18 protein-coding genes are annotated in these 20,360 nt (G+C 49.4%); all 18 read left to right on the top strand.

Annotated features, from left to right (window positions below):
• The first annotated feature begins 10 nt into the window (after positions 1–10).
• Complete coding sequence (nudC, locus tag K0036_RS10240) at positions 11–880, top strand: NAD(+) diphosphatase (protein ID WP_220429672.1); 870 nt, start codon at positions 11–13, stop codon at positions 878–880.
• 128 nt (positions 881–1,008) lie between these two features.
• A complete protein-coding gene (rimP, locus tag K0036_RS10235; RefSeq protein ID WP_004605954.1) occupies positions 1,009–1,476 on the top strand; it encodes a ribosome maturation factor RimP in 468 nt (155 codons plus the stop codon).
• 18 nt (positions 1,477–1,494) lie between these two features.
• Positions 1,495–2,691 carry a transcription termination factor NusA gene (nusA, locus tag K0036_RS10230; RefSeq protein ID WP_025643382.1) on the top strand — a complete coding sequence of 399 codons (1,197 nt, stop codon included), beginning with the start codon at positions 1,495–1,497 and terminating at the stop codon, positions 2,689–2,691.
• Positions 2,692–2,723: 32 nt separating this feature from the next.
• Positions 2,724–2,978 carry an RNase P modulator RnpM gene (gene rnpM, locus K0036_RS10225; protein ID WP_004605956.1) on the top strand — a complete coding sequence of 85 codons (255 nt, stop codon included), beginning with the start codon at positions 2,724–2,726 and terminating at the stop codon, positions 2,976–2,978.
• Positions 2,965–3,288: a L7Ae/L30e/S12e/Gadd45 family ribosomal protein gene (locus K0036_RS10220; protein WP_220429671.1), complete on the top strand. Its 324-nt coding sequence runs from the start codon at positions 2,965–2,967 to the stop codon at positions 3,286–3,288. The genes rnpM and K0036_RS10220 overlap by 14 nt, the downstream gene beginning before the upstream one ends.
• Positions 3,289–3,302: 14 nt before the next feature.
• Positions 3,303–6,032: a translation initiation factor IF-2 gene (gene infB, locus K0036_RS10215; RefSeq protein ID WP_220429670.1), complete on the top strand. Its 2,730-nt coding sequence runs from the start codon at positions 3,303–3,305 to the stop codon at positions 6,030–6,032.
• 42 nt (positions 6,033–6,074) lie between these two features.
• Entirely contained in the window at positions 6,075–6,458 is a 384-nt protein-coding gene (rbfA, locus tag K0036_RS10210; RefSeq protein ID WP_025643383.1) for a 30S ribosome-binding factor RbfA, read from the top strand.
• Positions 6,448–7,407 carry a DHH family phosphoesterase gene (locus K0036_RS10205; protein WP_025643384.1) on the top strand — a complete coding sequence of 320 codons (960 nt, stop codon included), beginning with the start codon at positions 6,448–6,450 and terminating at the stop codon, positions 7,405–7,407. The genes rbfA and K0036_RS10205 overlap by 11 nt, the downstream gene beginning before the upstream one ends.
• 14 nt (positions 7,408–7,421) lie before the next feature.
• Positions 7,422–8,333 carry a tRNA pseudouridine(55) synthase TruB gene (gene truB / locus K0036_RS10200; protein ID WP_220429669.1) on the top strand — a complete coding sequence of 304 codons (912 nt, stop codon included), beginning with the start codon at positions 7,422–7,424 and terminating at the stop codon, positions 8,331–8,333.
• A gap of 18 nt (positions 8,334–8,351) precedes the next feature.
• Entirely contained in the window at positions 8,352–9,278 is a 927-nt protein-coding gene (ribF, locus tag K0036_RS10195; protein WP_220429668.1) for a riboflavin biosynthesis protein RibF, read from the top strand.
• A gap of 12 nt (positions 9,279–9,290) precedes the next feature.
• Positions 9,291–10,940, top strand: coding sequence for a Na/Pi cotransporter family protein (locus tag K0036_RS10190; RefSeq protein WP_025643387.1), 1,650 nt, complete (start codon positions 9,291–9,293; stop codon positions 10,938–10,940).
• Between the two features lie 130 nt (positions 10,941–11,070).
• Positions 11,071–11,337 (top strand): 30S ribosomal protein S15, encoded by a 267-nt coding sequence (gene rpsO, locus K0036_RS10185; RefSeq protein ID WP_009248481.1) that lies wholly within the window; start codon positions 11,071–11,073, stop codon positions 11,335–11,337.
• A gap of 223 nt (positions 11,338–11,560) precedes the next feature.
• Positions 11,561–13,648, top strand: a complete 2,088-nt coding sequence (locus K0036_RS10180) for a polyribonucleotide nucleotidyltransferase (RefSeq protein WP_220429667.1) — start codon at positions 11,561–11,563, stop codon at positions 13,646–13,648.
• 134 nt (positions 13,649–13,782) lie between these two features.
• Positions 13,783–14,685 carry a ketopantoate reductase family protein gene (locus K0036_RS10175; RefSeq protein ID WP_220429666.1) on the top strand — a complete coding sequence of 301 codons (903 nt, stop codon included), beginning with the start codon at positions 13,783–13,785 and terminating at the stop codon, positions 14,683–14,685.
• Between the two features lie 336 nt (positions 14,686–15,021).
• The gene (locus K0036_RS10170) at positions 15,022–15,798 is read left to right on the top strand and encodes an ABC transporter ATP-binding protein (protein ID WP_220429665.1); all 777 of its coding nucleotides are present in this window, start codon (positions 15,022–15,024) and stop codon (positions 15,796–15,798) included.
• Positions 15,799–18,435: an extracellular solute-binding protein gene (locus K0036_RS10165; RefSeq protein WP_220429664.1), complete on the top strand. Its 2,637-nt coding sequence runs from the start codon at positions 15,799–15,801 to the stop codon at positions 18,433–18,435.
• A 17-nt stretch (positions 18,436–18,452) separates the two neighbouring features.
• On the top strand, positions 18,453–19,544 hold the full coding sequence (phnW, locus tag K0036_RS10160; RefSeq protein WP_220429663.1) for a 2-aminoethylphosphonate--pyruvate transaminase: 1,092 nt from the start codon (positions 18,453–18,455) through the stop codon (positions 19,542–19,544).
• A gap of 10 nt (positions 19,545–19,554) precedes the next feature.
• Positions 19,555–20,319 (top strand): phosphonoacetaldehyde hydrolase, encoded by a 765-nt coding sequence (phnX, locus tag K0036_RS10155; RefSeq protein ID WP_220429662.1) that lies wholly within the window; start codon positions 19,555–19,557, stop codon positions 20,317–20,319.
• Positions 20,320–20,360 lie beyond the last annotated feature (41 nt).

The raw sequence follows: 20,360 nt of genomic DNA, 5'->3' as shown, positions 1-20,360 counted from the left end.
ACCACTAGATATGATACAGGATATTGAACCACATGAATACCGGAATGAATACCAGCCGCTGCCGCCGGATGAAGACAGCATCTTCCTCGCCTACAGTGGCAGGACTATCCTGGCGGCGATGGAAGGGCGGCAGATTCGTTTCCCTACATTTGGCGAAATGGAAGCCTATATGGACAGGCAGAAACTATACGAAGATTATACCTATCTATTTGCCATTGACGGGATGAGATTCTATCTGGGAAATCCGCTGGGCATCTCAGAAGAAGAGCAGGAGATCGATTTCAGGACGATCAAAGGATATGAAATGCTGGATACCCAGACTCTTCGGGAGGGAGGGCCAAAGTACCTGAACTTTGCCGGAGTCACCGGATGGCAGCTGCACAGATGGTATACCAGCAGAAGATACTGTGGAAGATGCGCAAGCCCAATGGTAAAGGACGCTAAAGAACGGATGATGTTCTGTCCCGAGTGCCATTTGATGGAATATCCGAAGATATCGCCGGCGGTCATCATCGCGGTGACTGATGGCAACAGAATCCTGATGTCCAAGTATGCCGGGCGGGAATATAAGAAATACGCCCTTTTGGCAGGATTCAACGAGATCGGAGAGACCATAGAGGAGACGGTAAAGAGAGAAGTCATGGAAGAGGTCGGCCTTCAGGTTAAGAATATTACCTATTATAAGAGCCAGCCCTGGTCTTTTTCCGATACGCTGCTTTTGGGATTCTTCTGCGAGCTGGACGGAGAGGATAAGATCACGCTGGATCAAGAGGAACTCGCGCTTGCCCAGTGGTTTGAGCGGGAGGAGATTCCGGTGAAGGAGGATGACTTAAGCCTCACCAATGAGATGATGATCGCGTTCAAGAATGGCAGGAAATAAGAGAAATATATGAAAATCCCTTGCTTTTGCCAGGATATGGTGTTATACTGAACAACGGTTACATAAAGAAATCGGCAGAAGAGTGAACGCAAAGTTCACTCTTCTTTGTTGATAAGGAGGAAATTTATTTGTCAAAAAGAGAAATTTACGAACAGAAGACAGAAGCGATTCTGATGCCAATTGTAGAGGAGCACGGATTCGAGCTGGTGGATGTAGAGTATGTAAAAGAAGGCGGTACCTGGTATCTTCGGGCCTACATTGATAAGCCGGGCGGGATCAACGTAGATGACTGCGAGGTGGTAAGCCGCAGGCTGTCAGACATCCTGGACGAGAAAGACTACATTGAGGAGGCCTACATTCTGGAGGTCAGTTCCCCAGGCCTTGGAAGGCCCCTAAAGAAAGAAAAGGATTTCAAGAGAAGCCTGGGAGAAGAAGTGGATGTGAGGACATACCGCATGATAGAGAAGCAGAAGGAATTTACCGGACTGCTTAAGGATTACGATGATGCGACTGTTACCATCGAGATGGAGGATGGGACACTGAAAACATTTGAAAAAAGCGATATCGCGCTTATTCGTCTGGCGTTTGATTTTTAAATTAGGAGGAGAATAGTAATGAACACAGAATTATTAGAAGCGTTGAATATTTTGGAAGAGGAAAAGGATATCAGCAAAGAGACTTTGCTGGATGCCATCGAGAATTCTCTGCTGAATGCCTGCAAGAATCATTTTGGCAAGGCTGATAATATCAAATTAATCATGGACAGAACCACCTGCGACTATCAGCTCTTTGCTGAGAAGACGGTAGTGGAAGAAGTGGAGGATAAGCTGGAGCAGATCAGCCTGGAGGATGCAAAAGAAATCGACAGCCAGTATGAACTGGGAGATATTGTGCAGATCCCCATCGAGTCCAAGTCATTTGGCCGTATTGCCACGCAGAATGCCAAGAACCTGATTCTGCAGAAGATCCGCGAGGAAGAGAGAAAAGTCGTGTATGACCAGTATTTCGAGAAGGAGAAAGATATCGTCACAGGTATTGTTCAGCGTTATGTTGGCAAGAATATCAGCATCAATCTTGGCAAGGCGGACGCGATGCTGACAGAAAACGAGCAGGTGAAGGGCGAGGTATTCAAGCCTACCGAACGTATCAAATTATACGTAGTGGAAGTAAAGAACACGACCAAGGGGCCAAAGATTCTGGTTTCACGCACGCATCCGGAATTGGTAAAGCGTCTGTTTGAATCCGAGGTGACCGAGGTTAAGGAAGGAATCGTGGAGATCAAGAGTATTGCGCGAGAGGCAGGAAGCAGGACGAAGATTGCCGTATGGTCCAACGATCCGGACGTAGATCCGGTGGGCGCATGCGTCGGCATGAACGGGGCCAGGGTCAATGCCATCGTCAATGAACTGCGGGGCGAGAAGATCGACATTATCAACTGGAGCGACAATCCGGCTATCTTGATCGAGAATGCGTTAAGCCCGGCAAAGGTTATTTCCGTCATGGCCGATCCGGATGAGAAGGCGGCCAGCGTCATCGTACCGGATTACCAGCTGTCGCTGGCGATCGGCAAGGAAGGGCAGAACGCGAGGCTTGCTGCAAGGCTTACGGGATATAAGATCGACATCAAGAGCGAGACGCAGGCCATCGAGTCAGGCGAGCTTCCGGAAAACTATATGGAATTAAGCGAAGGCGTCTATGAAGAAGAGATGTACGAAGAGCCTTATGAGGAAGATTACGAGGAAGGATATGAGGAAGACGCGTATCCGGAAGATGAGATAGAATTTGAAGAAGTAGATGATACAGAGGAATAGGTGATTGTTTGAGCGGAAATAAAAAGGTGCCCATGCGCAAGTGCGTGGGCTGTCAGGAAATGAAGAGTAAGAAAGAGATGATTCGTGTCATCAGGACTGCCGAGGGAGAATTTCTTCTGGATTCCACCGGCAGGAAGAACGGGCGTGGAGCATACATCTGTCCGGCCAAAGAATGCCTGGAAAAAGCCAGGAAGAGCAAAGGCCTGGAACGTTCATTCAAGCAGTCCATTCCGGAAGAAGTGTATGATGCGCTGGAAAAGGAGATGGATATACTTGAATCAGAATAAGATACTGTCGCTCATTGGCCTGGCCACAAAGGCCGGAAGGACGGTAAGCGGGGAGTTCAGTACGGAAAAGGAAGTAAAATCCGGCAGGGCAGCCCTGGTGATCGTTGCCGATGATGCGTCTGATAACACGAAGAAGAAATTCAAAAACATGTGTGACTTTTATCACGTGCCAATCTATTTTTATAAAGATAAAGATACCTTGGGGCATGCAATGGGAAAACAGTTCCGGGCGTCCCTTGCGATATTGGATGAGGGATTTGCAAAAAGAATCAGGAAGCATATGGATACAGAAGAGAACACAATTGCATAGAGGAGGTAGTTAGTATGTCAAAAATCAAAGTATATGAATTAGCAAAGGAGTTGGACGTTCCAAGCAAGGAAGTCATCGAATTCCTTGGTGGAAAGAATATAGAAGTAAAGAACCACATGAGTTCCCTGGAGGATGCAGATGCCGATATGGCAAGAAAGGCCTTGACAAAAGGCAATAAGGATGCAGCAGCGAAGCCGGAGGCCGAGGCGCCGAAAAAGAAGAACATTGTTCACGTGTTCCGGCCCCAGAATACCCAGAATGGCGCAAAGCAGGGCAGAAGGCCGCAAGGACAGGGACGCCCGCAGCCCAACCGTCAGACACCGCAGCAGGGAAGGCCAATGCAGGTCAATAATGGACGCCCTGCAAAACAGCAGGCCCGTCCGGCAGCGCCAGCCCAGGAGCCTACCCAGCAGGCAAGGCCGCAAGAGAGAACGGCAGATAAGTCCTTCGAGCAGGCAAGACGTCCGGCTGCCGCAAGCCAGGAAAGAGTCCAGACACAGGAGAGGCAGGCAGATAGGCCGGCAACAGACAGAAGCCAGGCGCCAAGACGCCAGGAAAGAAGCGATGACCGCCGTCAGGATTCCAGAGGAACTTCCGGAAATCGCCAGGATCGCCCGCAGGGAAGCCGCCCGCAGCAGGGAGGCCGCCCACAGGGGAATCGCCAGGATCGCCCGCAGGGAAGCCGCCCGCAGCAGGGAGGCCGTCCACAGGGAAATCGCCAGGATCGTCCGCAAGGCGACAGAAACCAGAGCCGCAAGCCAGGCGAAAGGCCGGACAGGCGCAATAACGACAGGAGAAGCAATGATGCCATTCCAGCGCCTGAGACTCCGGCACAGAAGCCGCAGCGCAGCAAGGTAAAGGGCAAAGATGATCATAAGAAGAAGGAGTACCGCCGCGGGGAAGAAGACGGGCTTGGAAAGGGCAAGAAAAAGAACGAGCCAAAGCAGCCGCTTCAGAAGCCGCAGCAAAGAGAGCAGAAAGTGGAAGAGCAGATTAAGTCGATCATTATTCCGGAAGTACTTACGATTCAGGAGTTGGCAGATAAGATGAAGATCGTTCCTTCCGTGATTGTAAAGAAATTGTTCTTACAGGGCAAAATCGTTACGGTGAATCAGGAGATTGATTATGAGACCGCGGAAGAGATCGCGCTGGAGTTCGATGTCCTCTGCGAAAAAGAAGAGGTTATAGACGTAATTGAAGAACTTCTGAAGGAAGAAGAAGAGGATGAGAAGAAGATGAAGAAGCGTCCTCCGGTAGTCTGCGTCATGGGCCACGTTGACCACGGCAAGACCTCCCTTCTGGATGCGATCCGCCATACCAATGTAATCGACAGGGAAGCCGGCGGAATTACGCAGCACATTGGAGCATATGTAGTAGAAGTAAACGGAGAAAAGATCACGTTTTTGGATACGCCGGGACATGAGGCGTTCACGGCTATGCGTATGCGTGGCGCAAGCTCCACGGATATCGCGATTCTTGTAGTTGCCGCGGACGATGGCGTAATGCCGCAGACGGTAGAGGCCATCAACCATGCAAAGGCTGCTGGCGTAGAGATCGTGGTTGCCGTTAATAAGATTGATAAGCCAAGCGCGAACATCGACCGCGTAAAACAGGAATTGACCGAGTACGAGCTGATTCCAGAGGACTGGGGCGGCAGCACCATCTTTGTTCCGGTATCTGCCAAGACAGGAGAAGGCCTGGAGGATCTGATGGAAATGATCGTCCTTACTGCCGAGGTTATGGAATTGAAAGCCAATCCGAACCGCCGCGCAAGGGGACTTGTCCTGGAAGCCGAACTGGATAAAGGAAGAGGCTCTGTAGCCACAGTTCTGGTACAAAAAGGAACCTTAAGAGTCGGCGATTCCATCGCGGCAGGCTCCGCCCACGGCAAGGTAAGGGCCATGATGGATGACAAGGGAAGGCGCGTGAAGGAAGCCGGACCATCCATGCCAGTGGAAATCCTTGGCCTTAATGACGTCCCAAATGCAGGAGAGGTATTCGTGGGATGTGCAAATGATAAAGAAGCAAGAAGCTTTGCGGAGACATTTATCTCTCAGAGCAAGGTAAAACTGCTGGAAGATACCAAATCCAAATTGTCCCTGGATGATCTGTTTACCCAGATCCAGGAGGGCAATTTAAAAGAACTTGGCATCGTTGTAAAAGCAGATGTTCAAGGCTCCGTAGAGGCGATCAAGCAGAGCCTTCTGAAACTGTCCAACGATGAAGTCGTAGTCAAGATCATCCATGGCGGCGTAGGCGCGATCAATGAGTCGGACGTAAGCCTGGCTTCCGCATCCAACGCCATCATTATCGGATTCAATGTCCGCCCGGATGCTACGGCAAAGGAGACTGCGGACCGCGAGGGCGTAGACCTTCGCCTGTACCGCGTAATCTATAACGCGATTGAAGATGTAGAAGCAGCGATGAAGGGAATGCTGGATCCAGTCTTTGAAGAAAAGGTTCTGGGCCACGCGGAAGTCCGCCAGATCTTCAAGGCTTCCGGAGTGGGAACCATAGCCGGGTCCTATGTCCAGGATGGCACGTTTGAAAGAGACTGCTCTGTCCGCATTACAAGGGATGGAATCGTCATATTCGAAGGTCCTCTGGCATCTCTGAAGCGCTTTAAAGATGATGTAAAAGAGGTTAGAGCAGGATATGAATGCGGATTTGTATTTGCCAACTTTAATGATGTAAAGGAAGGCGACATCGTCGAAGCATTCAAGATGGTCGAGATTCCCAGATAATATGGGGGTCTGGCCGTCTCCCTGCGGAAAAGAGGGAGTAAAATGAGAAAAAGAAGCATAAAGAATACAAGAGTCAGCACAGAAGTGCAGCGGGAACTGAGCAATATCATAAGAGGCGGAATCAAAGATCCGCGCGTAGCGCCCTGGACTTCCGTGGTCGCAGCAGAAGTGGCTCCGGATTTGAAGACCTGCAAGGCTTATATCAGCGTGCTGGGCGATGCGCATGAGCAGGAAGAGACCATCAAAGGGCTGCAGAGCGCGGAGGGATATATCCGACGGGAACTGGCACGCACGCTGAATCTGCGCAATACGCCGGAGATTCGGTTCGTGCTGGATCAGTCGATTGAATATGGAGTAAATATGTCCAAGAAGATCGACGAAGTGACAAAGGGATTAAAATCAGAGGGTGATGCAGATGCTGAATAATATTCTTGGCGAGGCCTCTCGCATTGCGATTGGCGGCCACGTGCGTCCGGATGGGGACTGCGTAGGCTCCTGCATGGGGCTTTATCAGTACCTTAAGGAGAATTATAAAGACAGGCGCATAGACGTCTATCTGGAGGAGATACCGCAGGCCTACCGGTGCATAGAGGCCACAAAAGACATTAAGCATGAACTGCCGGAAAATACAAAATATGACTTGTTCATCTGCCTGGACTGCGGCGACAAGGAACGGCTTGGATTCTCGGCTTTGCTGCTTGAGCAGGCAGTACGCACCTGCTGTATCGACCATCATATCAGCAATACGGAATTTGCCGACTTTAATTATATCGTGCCGGATGCCAGTTCCACATCGGAATTGATCTATAATCTGCTGGATGAAGAGAAGATTACGCTTGGGGTGGCAGAGGCCCTGTATCTTGGAATCGTGCATGATACTGGAGTGTTTCAGTATTCCTGCGCGGGCCCTTCTACATTCCGGGCAGCGGCAAAACTGCTGGAAAAGGGCGTGGATGCGCCGCGTATCATCCAGGATACGTATTACGAGAAGACCTATGCCCAGAACCAGATTCTTGGCAGGGCATTGCTGGAAAGCATTCTATTCATGGAAGGCAGATGCATTGCATCCTATATCACAAGAAACACCATGGATTTCTATGGCGTAGATCCCAAGGATCTGGACGGGGTGGTAAGCCAGCTGCGTGTTACGAAAGGCGTGGAAGTGGCGATATTTATGTACGAACTGGAGACCAATGTATATAAAGTCAGCCTGCGCTCCAAGTATGACGTGGATGTAAGCAAAGTAGCACAATACTTTGGCGGCGGCGGCCACAAGAAGGCGGCAGGACTTACGATGACAGGAACGCCCCACGATGTGCTTTGCAATCTGGCAAGACAGATTGAACTTCAGATTGAAACTACATTAGATAAATAGGATGGGAGAACTATATGATACACGGCGTGTTAAATGTGTATAAGGAAAAAGGGTATACATCCCATGACGTTGTGGCGAAACTCAGAGGAATCACAGGGCAGAAGAAGATCGGGCATACGGGCACGCTGGACCCGGATGCTACCGGCGTCCTGCCGGTATGTCTGGGAAAAGCCACGAAATTGTGCGATATGCTGACGGATAAGGACAAGACCTATGAAGCCGTTCTTCTGCTGGGCGTATCAACCGATACGCAGGATGCAGGGGGCGAGGTTCTTGGAACGGCCGATACAGCAGGCATTGGCGAAGAAGAGGTCCAGGAGGCAATCCAAAGCTTCGTGGGAGGATACAGCCAGGTTCCGCCGATGTATTCGGCGCTGAAAGTAGGCGGGAAGAGATTATATGAACTTGCAAGAGAAGGCAAGGTGGTGGAGCGAAAGGCACGTCCGGTGGACATTTACCAGATTCGCGTGCTTAAGATGAATCTTCCCAGGGTATGGATGGAAGTCTCCTGTTCCAAAGGGACTTATATCCGTACACTATGCCATGATATCGGTGAAAAGCTAGGCTGCGGCGGCTGTATGGAGGAACTGGTTCGTACAAAAGTCAGCAGTTTTCTCTTGTCAGACAGTCTGACGCTTGCGGACATCCATAAGAGGATGCAGGAAGGAACGCTAGGGGAAGTCCTGGTGCCGGTAGATGCCATGTTTGGCGGATATCGGAAGATTGTAGTAAAGGAGCCGCGGATATCCCTGGCCAGAAATGGAAATTCCCTGCCTCCGAAGGCGGTGACTGGCGGGGAAGGGATAGCAGACGGGGAAGACGTGAGGCTGTATAACGAGGCTGGACAGTTTATCGCAATCTACGCCTGGAAGGAAGAGAGAAAAGAATATCACATCGTAAAGATGTTTTTTAACGAATATATCTAACGGTTAAGAGGGACAAGTATGCAATATATTAGAGGACTGTCTAACTATAATGACAGCGGGAAATCAGCAGTTACGTTTGGAAAGTTTGACGGCCTGCATAAGGGCCACCAGAAACTGGTGAAGAAGGTACGGGAATATGGAGAAAAGGATAAGATCAACAGTATAGTATGCGCGTTCGACATGCGGCCTCTGTGGGAAGAAAAGGGCCTGAATCCGCAAGTCCTGATGAATGACAAAGAGCGGCAGATGCATCTGGAGGGGCAGGTGGATTATCTGATCAAATGCCCTTTTACCAGAGAGTTCAGCCAGATCCCGGCAGAAGAATTTATTAAGGATATCATCAAAGGACTTTTTCACGCGGATTATGTGGTAGTAGGAACCGACTTCTGCTTCGGGCATGATAAGCAAGGAGATATTCACATGCTTGCAGCCTATGAAAAAGAGTGCGGATATGAACTGGTGGTAGTGGAGAAAGAACGATATGAAGACCGTATTATCAGCAGTACTTATGTAAAAGAAGTGTTAAGGACGGGAGACATGAAGCTGGCTTTTCGGCTGCTGGGCTATCCTTACGGCCTGACCGGAATCGTGGAGCATGGAAAGAAACTGGGAAGGACGCTAGGATTTCCTACTTTTAATGTGGCCTGGCCCAAAGCGAAGATCGCGCCGCCTAACGGCGTATACCTCTGCGATGTGGCTGTAGACGGGACCAGATATCACGGAATCGCCAATGTAGGGGTGAAGCCTACGGTGACCAGTGAGAATCGGCTGCTGATAGAGAGTTTTTTATTTGGCTATGCAGGAAGCGCTTATGGAAAAGAAGTGACCATTGAACTGCTTTCCATGTGCAGGCCGGAACAAAAGTTTGACAGTATTGAAGAGATGAAGGCATGTATTGACAGGGACATCGAAGCGGGAAAGCATTTCTTCGGGATGGATAAGTAAAGGAGAATACGAATGAGTATCACAACATTTTTTATGTTGCTTGGGGGACTAGGCTTATTCCTGTTTGGCATGAAGCTGATGAGCGAAGGGCTGGAGAAAGCTGCCGGCGCCAAGATGCGCGGCATTCTGGAGTTTTTCACGAAGAACCGGTTTATCGGCATGCTGGTAGGTATCTTGTTTACAGCCGTGGTGCAGTCTTCAAGCGCGACTACGGTCATGGTAGTCAGTTTTGTAAATTCCGGGCTGATGAATCTGCTTCAGGCTTCCGGGGTCATACTCGGAGCCAATATCGGTACCACGGTGACAGGGCAGCTGATCGCATTCAACCTGTCGGATATCGCGCCACTGTTCGTCATGGCGGGCGTGATCATGGTCATGTTCTGCAAGAAACTGAGCATCAAGAGGGCAGGAGAAGTCGTGCTGGGATTCGGTATCCTGTTTATGGGACTGAGCATCATGGGAGATGCTATGACATCGATCAAAGAATCTCCGCACATTGTAGAACTGCTGCGGACGCTGCGCAATCCATTTGCGGCGATCCTGGTGGGATTCGTGATTACGGCGATCCTGCAGAGTTCTTCAGCAACCGTCGGCATCGTAATCCTGATGGCATCCCAGGGACTGCTGGCATTTGCAATCTGCCCGTTCCTGATCCTGGGATGTAATATCGGGTCCTGCGTATCTGCGCTTCTTGCCAGTCTTGGCGGAAAGAAGGATGCAAAACGCGCGGCCATGATTCATTTTCTGTTTAATGTCGTAGGATCGGCTATTGCCTTCATTATTCTGATGGTAGCGCTGGATCCGATCACCCAGGGCATCCTGCACCTGTCCGGAGGAAATACGGCCCGGGCGGTGGCCAATGCCCATACGCTTATGAAGGTGTTCGAAGTGGTCGTACTGTTCCCGTTCATGGGATGGATCGTCAAGGCAACCTACATGGTGGTTCCCGGAAAAGACGCCACGCCGGAGGACGAGTACGAACTGCTCTACATAGGCGGGGGCTCGATCCTGTCGCCGACAACGGCAGTGCTGGATGGAATCCGGGAAATCGAGCACATGGGAAAGATCGCCATCGGCAATCTGAAAAAGGGTATGGATGCGCTTTGCAGCTTGAATGAGGAAGAAATCGATGCGGTATACCACAAGGAAAAATACATCGACTTCATGAACCGCAAGATTACGGATTATCTGGTGAAGGTCAATGAAATCGAGCTTCCGATTGCCGACGCAAGACTGATTGGCGGGCTGTTCCATGTGGTCAATGATATCGAGCGTATCGGCGACCATGCGGAGAACTTTGCGGATTCGGCAAAAATGCGGATTGATGATGGGGTGGAGTTCAGCGACAAGGCAATAAAGCAGCTGCAGGACATGACGGAAAAGGTCATTGAGATTCTGGAATACTCGCTGGATATGTTCTCCAACAGGAACCAGGAGCATATGCAGGAGATCCTAAATCTGGAAGACGAGATCGATGACAGGGAGAAGAAGCTGCAGCGCGCGCATGTCAAGAGGCTGACGAAGAATAAATGCACGCCAGAAGCGGGAATGATATTTTCAGATACCATCTCCGGACTGGAACGTGTGGCGGATCATGCCACCAACATCGCGTTTGCTATCCTGGAGCCTGACGAGGGCATGGAAGATGAGGACGAGGAATAATTTTTGCCTTTACAAGACAAGGCTGCTGTGCTATACTAATTGGGTATGAATAGCCGGTGTTCGGTAAATGGAATCTCCAACCATTGCTTAATATCAGGCGTTTAATAAAGAATTATAGGAGGAAATGACAATGATTTCAAAAGAGCAGAAAGAACAGATTGTAAAAGATTTCGGAAGGACACCTGGAGATACAGGGTCACCGGAAGTTCAGATTGCAATCCTGACAGCAAGAATCAATGATCTGACAGATCACTTCAAGAGCAATCCGAAGGATCATCATTCAAGAAGAGGTCTTCTGAAGATGGTTGGACAGAGAAGAGGTCTTCTGGCATATCTTAAGAAGTCTGATATCGCAAGATATCGTGCACTGATTGAAAAACTTGGATTAAGAAAATAATTTCATGCAGTGATAGGAAGGGGCGTTCAAAAGAACGCCTCTTTTAATTTAATGGTGGCACATTTTTATCATATATGTTATAATATTTAAGACTATGGGTGAGGAAATTACACCCGAGACCACTGAAAAGCATATTTGCCCTGGTGGATAGCCGGATAAGTATATTTTTCAGTAGTTTCGGTGTTCCTCTCCCAGGTAATTTCAAGAATTAAAGGAGAACACTATGTATAAGAAATTTGAGATGGAACTTGCGGGCAGGACTCTGCGCGTAGATGTGGACAGGGTTGCCAAGCAGGCAAATGGCGCGGTATTGATGCATTACGGCGACACCACCGTGTTATGTACGGCAACGGCTTCCGAGAAGCCGAGAGAGGGAATCGACTTTTTCCCGCTCAGCGTTGAATATAATGAGAGATTATATTCCGTAGGAAAGATTCCGGGAGGGTTCAATAAGAGAGAGGGAAAGGCATCTGAGAATGCAACTCTTACCTGCCGTGTCATTGACCGTCCGATGAGGCCTTTATTCCCGAAGGACTACCGCAATGACGTGACATTAGAGAACCTGGTATTATCCGTAGACCAGGACTGCTCTCCGGAACTCACGGCAATGCTCGGAGCGGCAATTGCCACTACCATATCCGATATTCCGTTTGACGGACCGATCTCTACGACCCAGGTAGGCATGGTGGATGATGAATTCGTATTTAATCCGACTGCAGCGCAGAAGGAAGCTTCCGATCTTGCGCTCACGGTTGCCTCTACAAAAGAGAAGGTGATCATGATCGAGGCTGGCGCCAATGAAGTGCCGGAGCAGAAGATGATCGACGCGATCTTTGCTGCCCATGAGCTGAACCAGAAGGTCATCGCGTTCATCGAGACGATCGTGGCAGAGTGCGGAAAGCCGAAGCACACATATGAAAGTTGTGCGGTTCCAGAAGAACTGTTTGCCGCAATCAAGGAGATTGTTCCTCCGTCTGAGATGGAAGAAGCCGTATTTACGGATGACAAGCAGACCAGAGAAGAAAATATCCGCGTGATCACGGCAAAACTTGAAGAGGCATTTGCAGACAATGAAGAATGGCTGAATGTGCTTGGAGAGGCTGTATACCAGTACCAGAAGAAGACGGTGCGCAAGATGATCTTAAAGGATCAGAAGCGTCCGGACGGAAGAGCCATCGACCAGATCAGGCCGCTTGCTGCAGAGATTGACCTGATTCCAAGGGTTCACGGCTCAGCTATGTTTACAAGAGGACAGACTCAGATCTGCACCATCACCACCCTGGCTCCGCTTGCAGAGGCTCAGAGGCTGGATGGCCTGGATGAGGCAGAGACTTCTAAGAGATATATGCATCACTATAACTTCCCGTCTTACTCCGTAGGAGAGACAAGGCCGTCCAGAGGCCCGGGACGACGGGAGATCGGACATGGCGCATTGGCAGAGCGCGCATTGATACCGGTACTTCCAAGTGAGGCGGAATTCCCATATGCGATCCGTACCGTATCCGAGACATTTGAATCCAACGGTTCTACATCCCAGGCCAGCATCTGCGCATCCTCAATGTCCTTAATGGCAGCCGGTGTGCCGATCAAGGCCGCAGTGGCAGGAATCTCAGCAGGACTGGTGACGGGCGATTTAGACGATGACTATCTGGTACTGACAGACATCCAGGGCCTGGAAGACTTCTTTGGAGACATGGACTTCAAGGTGGCTGGAACTCATAAGGGAATCACAGCCATCCAGATGGATATCAAGATTCATGGCCTGACAAGGCCGATTATCGAGGAAGCGATTGCGGCAACGAAGAAAGCAAGAACCTACATCCTGGATGAAGTAATGTCCAAGACCATCGCAGAGCCAAGACCGGAAGTAGGCCAGTATGCTCCGAAGATCATCCAGATGCAGATCGATCCACAGAAGATCGGAGATGTAGTGGGACAGCGCGGAAAGACGATCAATGCAATCATCGACCAGACCGGAGTCAAGATCGATATTACCGATGACGGAGCCGTATCTATCTGCGGAACCGATGCTGACAGCATGGAAGAGGCAAAGAAACTGGTCCAGATCATCGTGACCGATTTCGAGGCAGGCCAGGTACTGGAAGGAAAGGTCGTAAGCATCAAGGAATTCGGCGCATTCCTGGAGTTCGCGCCTGGAAAAGAAGGAATGGTACACATTTCCAAGATATCGAAGGAAAGAATCAACCATGTAGAAGACGTGCTGACGCTTGGCGATGTAGTTAAGGTGGTATGCCTTGGCAAAGACAAAATGGGCAGACTGTCCTTCAGCATGAAAGACGTGGCAAAATAAAAAAGAACACGTAACATTTTTAAGTTGAGCACGTAACATTTTTGAAAAATGTTACGTGCTCAACTTACATAACTGGTGTGCAAAATTGAAAAATACCCGTGCAAAAATGAATCAAACATAAAGGAGGATGTCATATGAAGGTTAAGATTATCGGAATGGGAGCACTCGGAGTGATGTACGCGAATTACATAAAGGAACGCGCAGGCGAGGATGCCGTATGTTTTGTGATGGACAGTTCCAGGCTTAAAAGGTATGAAGGCCAGGTATTCTTATGCAACAAAAAGGAGCAGACGTTTTGTATGGAGGACAGCGAGAAGGCGGAAAAGGCGGATCTTGTGATCGTGGCGGTAAAATACAATGGCCTCGCTTCTGCGGTAGAGACCATGAAGCATTGCGTGGGAGATGACACCATTATTATGTCGGTGATGAACGGCATCAGCAGTGATGACCGGATTGCAGCGCAGTATGGAGCAGACAAGATGATCTACACGGTGGCTCAGGGGATGGATGCCATGAAGTTCGGCAACGAGCTTAAGTATACGCAGATGGGAGAACTACGCATCGGAGCAAAACTGCCACAGCAGGAGAAGAATGTAGAGGCAGTATCAAAGTACTTCGACGAGATCCAGATGCCTTATCAGAAAGACGCAGACATCATGCACCGCATCTGGGGCAAGTTCATGCTGAATGTAGGCGTAAACCAGACTTGCATGACTTATGGAACCAACTATGCGGGCGTTCTTCGGGAAGGCGAGGCACATGATACGATGATCGCAGCCATGGAAGAGGTGATCGCGCTTGGAAATGCGGAAGGCATCGCGCTTACCGGGGCGGACCGGGATTATTATGTAGGGCTGCTTGAGACGCTGGATCCTGAGGGCATTCCATCTATGGCTCAGGACCGGGTATCCAGGAGGCACTCTGAGGTAGAGATGTTTGCGGGCACGGTGATTGAACTTGGTAAGAAACATCAGATACCGGTCCCTGCAAATGAAAGACTCTATCAGATGGTACAGGAAATAGAAAAAGAATATTAAGTGAATTTGTACAGATAGGAGAAAAATACACGCAAGTAAGATATAAAAGAATAATTTTTGGTAAAATATCGGCTTACAATAAGTCATAGGAAATGTTTTAAGGCCAAAGCGAACAAAAATAGAACAATATAATAAGAGATAAAAAGAGGCTTTCCGCCGGAGAATCGAATGGATTTTCCTGGCGGAAGGCCTTTTTTGCGCAGGGAAAAAGGGTGGCAGGAGCCGCTTGGATATGGCTTTACACAAGTTTTACCTGGATTTTGTTGTTTTTGAAGTTCGAAATAGTTAAAGTAGTCTTGTTCGAACAGAAGAATGAAAGAGAAAGGAGTTTCCGCAATGTTGAAATTAGAAAAAATCAGTAAATCATTTTACGGAGTATCCATCCTGAAGGATATCAGCCTGGAGATTGAAAAAGGCGAGATCGTATCCATCCTGGGACCCTCCGGAAGCGGAAAGACGACGCTGCTTAACTTGATCCTGGGGCTTACGCAGACAGATAGCGGCAGGATTATTTTTGAAGGAAAAGATTTGACGGATGTGCCTATGGAAGAAAGGGGATTCAATATCGTATTTCAGGACTATGCCTTGTTCCCGCATCTGAATGCCTATAAAAATATTACCTATGGGCTGAGAAATAAGCCGGATATATCTACCGGGGAAGAAGTAGAAGAACTGATCAGCCTGCTGGGCCTGGAAGAACATCTGGACAAGAAGATTGACCAGCTCTCAGGAGGCCAGAAGCAGAGGGTGGCGCTTGCAAGAACTATGGTCATGAAGCCGAAGATTCTGCTTCTGGATGAGCCGCTCAGCGCCCTGGACGGCGTCATCAAAGAGTCTATTAAGGACAGGATTAAGATGATCGCAAAAGAATACAGCCTGACAACGATCATCGTCACCCATGATCCCGAAGAGGCGCTGACCTTATCCGACCGGGTGCTGATCATCAATGAGGGCAGCATTTCCCAGTATGGGAGGCCAGAGGAGATTATCGAAGCTCCGGGCAACCGGTTTGTAAAAGAATTTATTCTGAAGCAGCTGGAGGTAAAGAAGAACAATATCTTCTCCCTGTTTAGCAAGGAAAGACCTCTAAGACAGACATGGCAGGTGGGCTAGATGGCAAAGAAGAATACGGAGGCAAGGGCTGTATGGACGGTGATCATGCTCATTTTTATGGTATTTCTGGCATTCCCGCTCATACTGCTTCTGCTGAAATCCTTTCAGGCGGATGGGGGCATCTCCCTGGCGAACTATAAAGAGATCTTTGCTGCAAAAGGATTCTTAAAGGCGCTTCGCAACAGTCTGGCTATATCAGCGCTGGGAGCGGCCATAGCCACAGGCCTTGCGTTCATCATGGCCTATACGGTCAATTATACCAACGTCGGGAACGGATACAAGAAGACGCTTAAAACGCTGGCCCTGCTGCCGATGCTTCTGCCTACGATCACTTATGGATTCGCGATTATCTATTCGTTCGGAAAGCAGGGGCTTTTCACTAGATTACTTGGCAGGCAGGCCTTTGATATCTATGGAATCTGCGGCCTATTGATCGGCTATGTCATCTATACGCTTCCAATCTCATTTATGCTAATCAACAATACCATGGGATACATCGACAAGAAATTCATGGTGGTATCCAGAGTTATGAAAGACAGCGCTTGGGGGACATTCAGGGAAACGCTGCTGCGCCCGCTGGCAGGAACGCTGGCGGTATCATTTATCCAATGCTTCTTCCTGTGCTTTACCGACTTTGGCATACCAGCATCCGTAGGAGGCAGAGTGGAAGTCATCGCTTCGGTTCTCTACGCCCAGATGCTTGGAAGCGTGCCGGACTTTAACAATGGAGCCGTTGTGGCGGTCATCATGCTGCTGCCCTCCATCGTCAGTATATCCGTAGTCGCGTATTTAGAGAGATATAACGTACGGTACAGTAAGATTACGCAGATGGAGAATAAGAAGAGCCGGATGCGGGATGTCATCTGCGCGATTCTGACGGCGCTGATTCTTCTGGGAGTCCTGGCCATATTCGCGGTGATCTTCATCGTGCCTTTTGTCAAAGGGTGGCCCTATGAGATGCGTTTTACCATGGAGCATGTAAGAAATGCACTTGCGGACCCATCGCTTACAATGGTGTATAAGAATTCGCTTCTTACGGCAATCCTGACGGCAGCCCTCGGTACTCTCATGGCTTATGGGGCTGCGATCGTTACGGCGAGAAGCAGCATGGACAACCGGGCGAAGAACATCATCGAGGGCATCGCATCCATCACGAATACGATTCCGGGAATGGTCTTAGGAATCGCGTTCATGCTGGCCTTTACAGGGACCGGACTTCAGAATACGTTTGCCCTGATCATCATCTGTAATCTGGTGCATTTCTTCGCTACCCCATACATGATGATGAAGAATTCTCTGGCGAAGATGAGCCTGTCCTGGGAGAAGACGGCAAGGCTGATGGGGGACAGCTGGATCAAGACGCTGGCAAGGGTAGTAACGCCCAATGCGGCGTCATCCCTTCTGGAAGTATTCAGCTACTATTTTGTGAATGCCATGGTGACGGTCAGTGCCATCATCTTCCTGGCGGGGGCAAGGACCATGGTTATTACGACGAAGATTAAGGAACTGCAGCACTTTGCGAAGTTCAATGAGATCTTTGTGCTGTCACTGCTGATATTATTTACGAATCTGGCCGGGAAGCTACTGCTTACGCTCCTGGCAGATAGAAAATGGAGAGAAAGTAAAGGAGAGAAAAGAAGGATGAGAAAAATAAAAAAAGCGGCATTTGTGGGAATGGCTTTTACGCTGCTTGCAGGCAGCGCGCTGACGGGCTGTGCCGGCAGCGGTAACGCAGCCGGGGAACAGGTAATACTATATACCAATGCGGACGACGAGGCGGTGGAGGCCATGAAGAACGCGCTCGACTCCAATGGTTATGAGGGGAAATACATCGTGCAGACCTTTGGAACATCGGAACTTGGAGGCAAGCTTCTGGCAGAAGGGGCCGATATCGAGGCAGACCTGGTTACCATGAGTTCTTTTTACCTGGAAAGCGCGCAGGAAGAGCATCCGATGTTTCAGGATTTAGAATTTGAGACAGGCGCGCTGGATGAATATCCGTCTTATTATACGCCAATCACTGCCCAGGAAGGGGCGATTATCTATAACACGGAGATGGTGAAGGAGAATAGCCTTCCAGTGCCGGCATCCATCAAGGACCTGGCAGATCCCGTCTACAAGGACATGATATCGGTGACGGACATCCAGAGTTCCTCCACCGCATGGCTTCTGATCCAGGCGCTGGTCAGCGAATATGGGGAGGAAGAGGCAAAGGATATCCTGGCGGATATTTATGAAAATGCAGGCGCCCACATCGAGGATTCCGGATCTGGCCCCATTAAGAAGGTAAGAGCCGGGGAAGTGGCAATCGGATTTGGCCTGAGGCATCAGGCGGTTGCGGATAAGGAAGAAGAACTCCCGATTGATTATGTGGATCCAGAAGAAGGAAATTTTACATTGACAGAATCTGTGGCAGTAGTCAATAATAAGGATGAAAAGAATGAGGAGGCCATGAAGATGGCGGAGTGCATCATTGCTAACGGCAGAGAGGAATTGCTTAAGACATATCCGATTCCTCTATATGAAGGCGAAAAGGTGGATGATGCCAATAAGTCAGGCAATCCGAAGGCCTTCCCGGAAAAACTATCTGTAAAACTGCTGGAAAAGCACCAGGCACTTTCAGAAGAGTGCAAATAAAAAGGAGGTTTTGGAAAGTGAAGAATTATAAACTACTTACTCCGGGGCCGCTTACGACTACGGATACGGTGAAAGAAGAAATGCTGTTCGACCACTGCACCTGGGATGACGATTATAAGAAGATTACCCAGCAGATCAGGGAGGAACTTCTTGATCTTGCCCATGTAGATCATGAGATATATACGGTCGTCCTGATGCAGGGAAGCGGGACGTTCGGAGTGGAGTCCGTATTATCCAGTGTTATCGGAGAAGATGACAAACTGCTGATTGCGGCCAACGGAGCATACGGAGAGAGGATGGAGGATATTGCCAGGCACAATCAGCTCTCTTACACCGCTTATCATGAGCATTATGACAGGATGCCTTCCGCCGGGAAGATAGAAGAGTATCTGCGGGAGGATCCATCCATCACCCATGTGGCTATGGTACATAGCGAGACCACGTCAGGGATCCTCAATGATATCGCTTCCGTGGCGGAGGTAGTGAAAAGAGCCGGGAAAATCTTTATCGTAGATGCCATGTCCAGTTTTGGCGGCGTGGATATCGAGGTCCAGAAACTGGGGATCGACTACCTCGTAAGCAGCGCGAATAAGTGCATACAGGGAGTTCCGGGATTCTCTTTTATCATCTGTAATCGGGCGGATCTGATCGCCAGCGCGGGAAAGGCGAGAAGTCTCTCGCTGGATCTGTATGATCAGTGGAAGACGATGCATGTGGACGGGAAATGGAGGTTTACGTCGCCAACCCATGTGGTGCTTGCTTTTGCCCAGGCCCTCCGGGAACTTAAGAAGGAAGGCGGAATCCTGGCAAGGGAAAAACGCTACCGAGAGAATAACCAGCTGCTGATCGAGAAGATGGAAGAACTTGGAATCCGCCCATACATAGACGCCGCGCATCAGGGCCCGATCATCACCACCTTTTTCTATCCAGACCGCCATGATTTTTCCTTCCAGGAAATGTATGACTATATCAAGGAGAGAGGATATGCCATCTATCCGGGCAAGGTGACGCAGGCCGATACCTTCCGCATCGGCAATATCGGAGAGGTCTATCAAGAGGATATTTTAAAACTTGCGGATATATTGAAAGAGTTCTTCGCAGAACATTAGGAGGTGCCAGATGAGACGTATAGAAGCAGTAATCTTTGACTGGGCGGGCACGACGGTGGACTATGGATGCTTTGCTCCGGTACAGGCCTTTGTAGAGGCATTTAAGAGTTTTGGAATCGAGCCGACTATGGAAGAAGTAAGAAAACCTATGGGAATGCTGAAGATCGACCATATCCGTACCATGATGCAGATGGATCGGATCGGTGGCCTGTGGAAAAGAACGACGGGTAGAGCGTGGAATGAAGAGGATGTAAATGACATTTACCACATCATGGAGGCGAAGACGCTTGAGATTCTCCCCAAATTTGTAGATATCAAGCCCCATGTGATAGAGACGGTTAGCGAGCTGCGGGATCAGGGAATCAAGATAGGCTCCACCACAGGGTATACGGATGAGATGATGAACATTGTAGCCCCCATTGCCAAAGAGAACGGCTATGCGCCGGATCTGTGGGTCAGCCCGAACGCCGTCGGCAATGCGGGCCGTCCATACCCCTATATGATGTTCCGCAATATGGAGGCACTGGGCGTCACTTCCGTTCGGAAGGTCATCAAAGTAGGCGACACCGTTGCGGATATCAAAGAAGGAGTGAATGCCGGCGTTATCACGGTGGGCGTGATTGAGGGAAGTTCGGTGATGGGGTATACGAAGGAAGAGTATGAATCCCTTACGCCTGCAAAGCGAATGGCAGAATGCCAGAGAGTTACCGACATATATAAAGAAGCAGGAGCAGACCATGTGATCAAGGACATCAGCGGCCTGCTGGAACTGTAGAAAATTTGATAAGGCTGCGATTCATCCTCCTGGCGTTTTCC

The sequence above is a fragment of the [Clostridium] scindens genome, assembly GCF_019597925.1.
GTDB lineage: Bacteria > Bacillota > Clostridia > Lachnospirales > Lachnospiraceae > Clostridium_AP.
Note: the sequence above shows the minus strand (reverse complement) of the source record. Positions and strands in the feature narration are given on the sequence as shown.

Coding starts and splice junctions, on each gene's coding strand:
- K0036_RS10205 (WP_025643384.1), top strand. CDS start 6,448: ATGCTGAATAATATTCTTGGCGAGGCCTCTCGCATTGCGATTGGCGGC.
- K0036_RS10190 (WP_025643387.1), top strand. CDS start 9,291: ATGAGTATCACAACATTTTTTATGTTGCTTGGGGGACTAGGCTTATTC.
- rbfA (WP_025643383.1), top strand. CDS start 6,075: ATGAGAAAAAGAAGCATAAAGAATACAAGAGTCAGCACAGAAGTGCAG.
- rpsO (WP_009248481.1), top strand. CDS start 11,071: ATGATTTCAAAAGAGCAGAAAGAACAGATTGTAAAAGATTTCGGAAGG.
- truB (WP_220429669.1), top strand. CDS start 7,422: ATGATACACGGCGTGTTAAATGTGTATAAGGAAAAAGGGTATACATCC.
- K0036_RS10165 (WP_220429664.1), top strand. CDS start 15,799: ATGGCAAAGAAGAATACGGAGGCAAGGGCTGTATGGACGGTGATCATG.
- K0036_RS10170 (WP_220429665.1), top strand. CDS start 15,022: ATGTTGAAATTAGAAAAAATCAGTAAATCATTTTACGGAGTATCCATC.
- rnpM (WP_004605956.1), top strand. CDS start 2,724: ATGCGCAAGTGCGTGGGCTGTCAGGAAATGAAGAGTAAGAAAGAGATG.
- nudC (WP_220429672.1), top strand. CDS start 11: ATGATACAGGATATTGAACCACATGAATACCGGAATGAATACCAGCCG.
- ribF (WP_220429668.1), top strand. CDS start 8,352: ATGCAATATATTAGAGGACTGTCTAACTATAATGACAGCGGGAAATCA.
- K0036_RS10180 (WP_220429667.1), top strand. CDS start 11,561: ATGTATAAGAAATTTGAGATGGAACTTGCGGGCAGGACTCTGCGCGTA.
- phnX (WP_220429662.1), top strand. CDS start 19,555: ATGAGACGTATAGAAGCAGTAATCTTTGACTGGGCGGGCACGACGGTG.
- K0036_RS10175 (WP_220429666.1), top strand. CDS start 13,783: ATGAAGGTTAAGATTATCGGAATGGGAGCACTCGGAGTGATGTACGCG.
- infB (WP_220429670.1), top strand. CDS start 3,303: ATGTCAAAAATCAAAGTATATGAATTAGCAAAGGAGTTGGACGTTCCA.
- nusA (WP_025643382.1), top strand. CDS start 1,495: ATGAACACAGAATTATTAGAAGCGTTGAATATTTTGGAAGAGGAAAAG.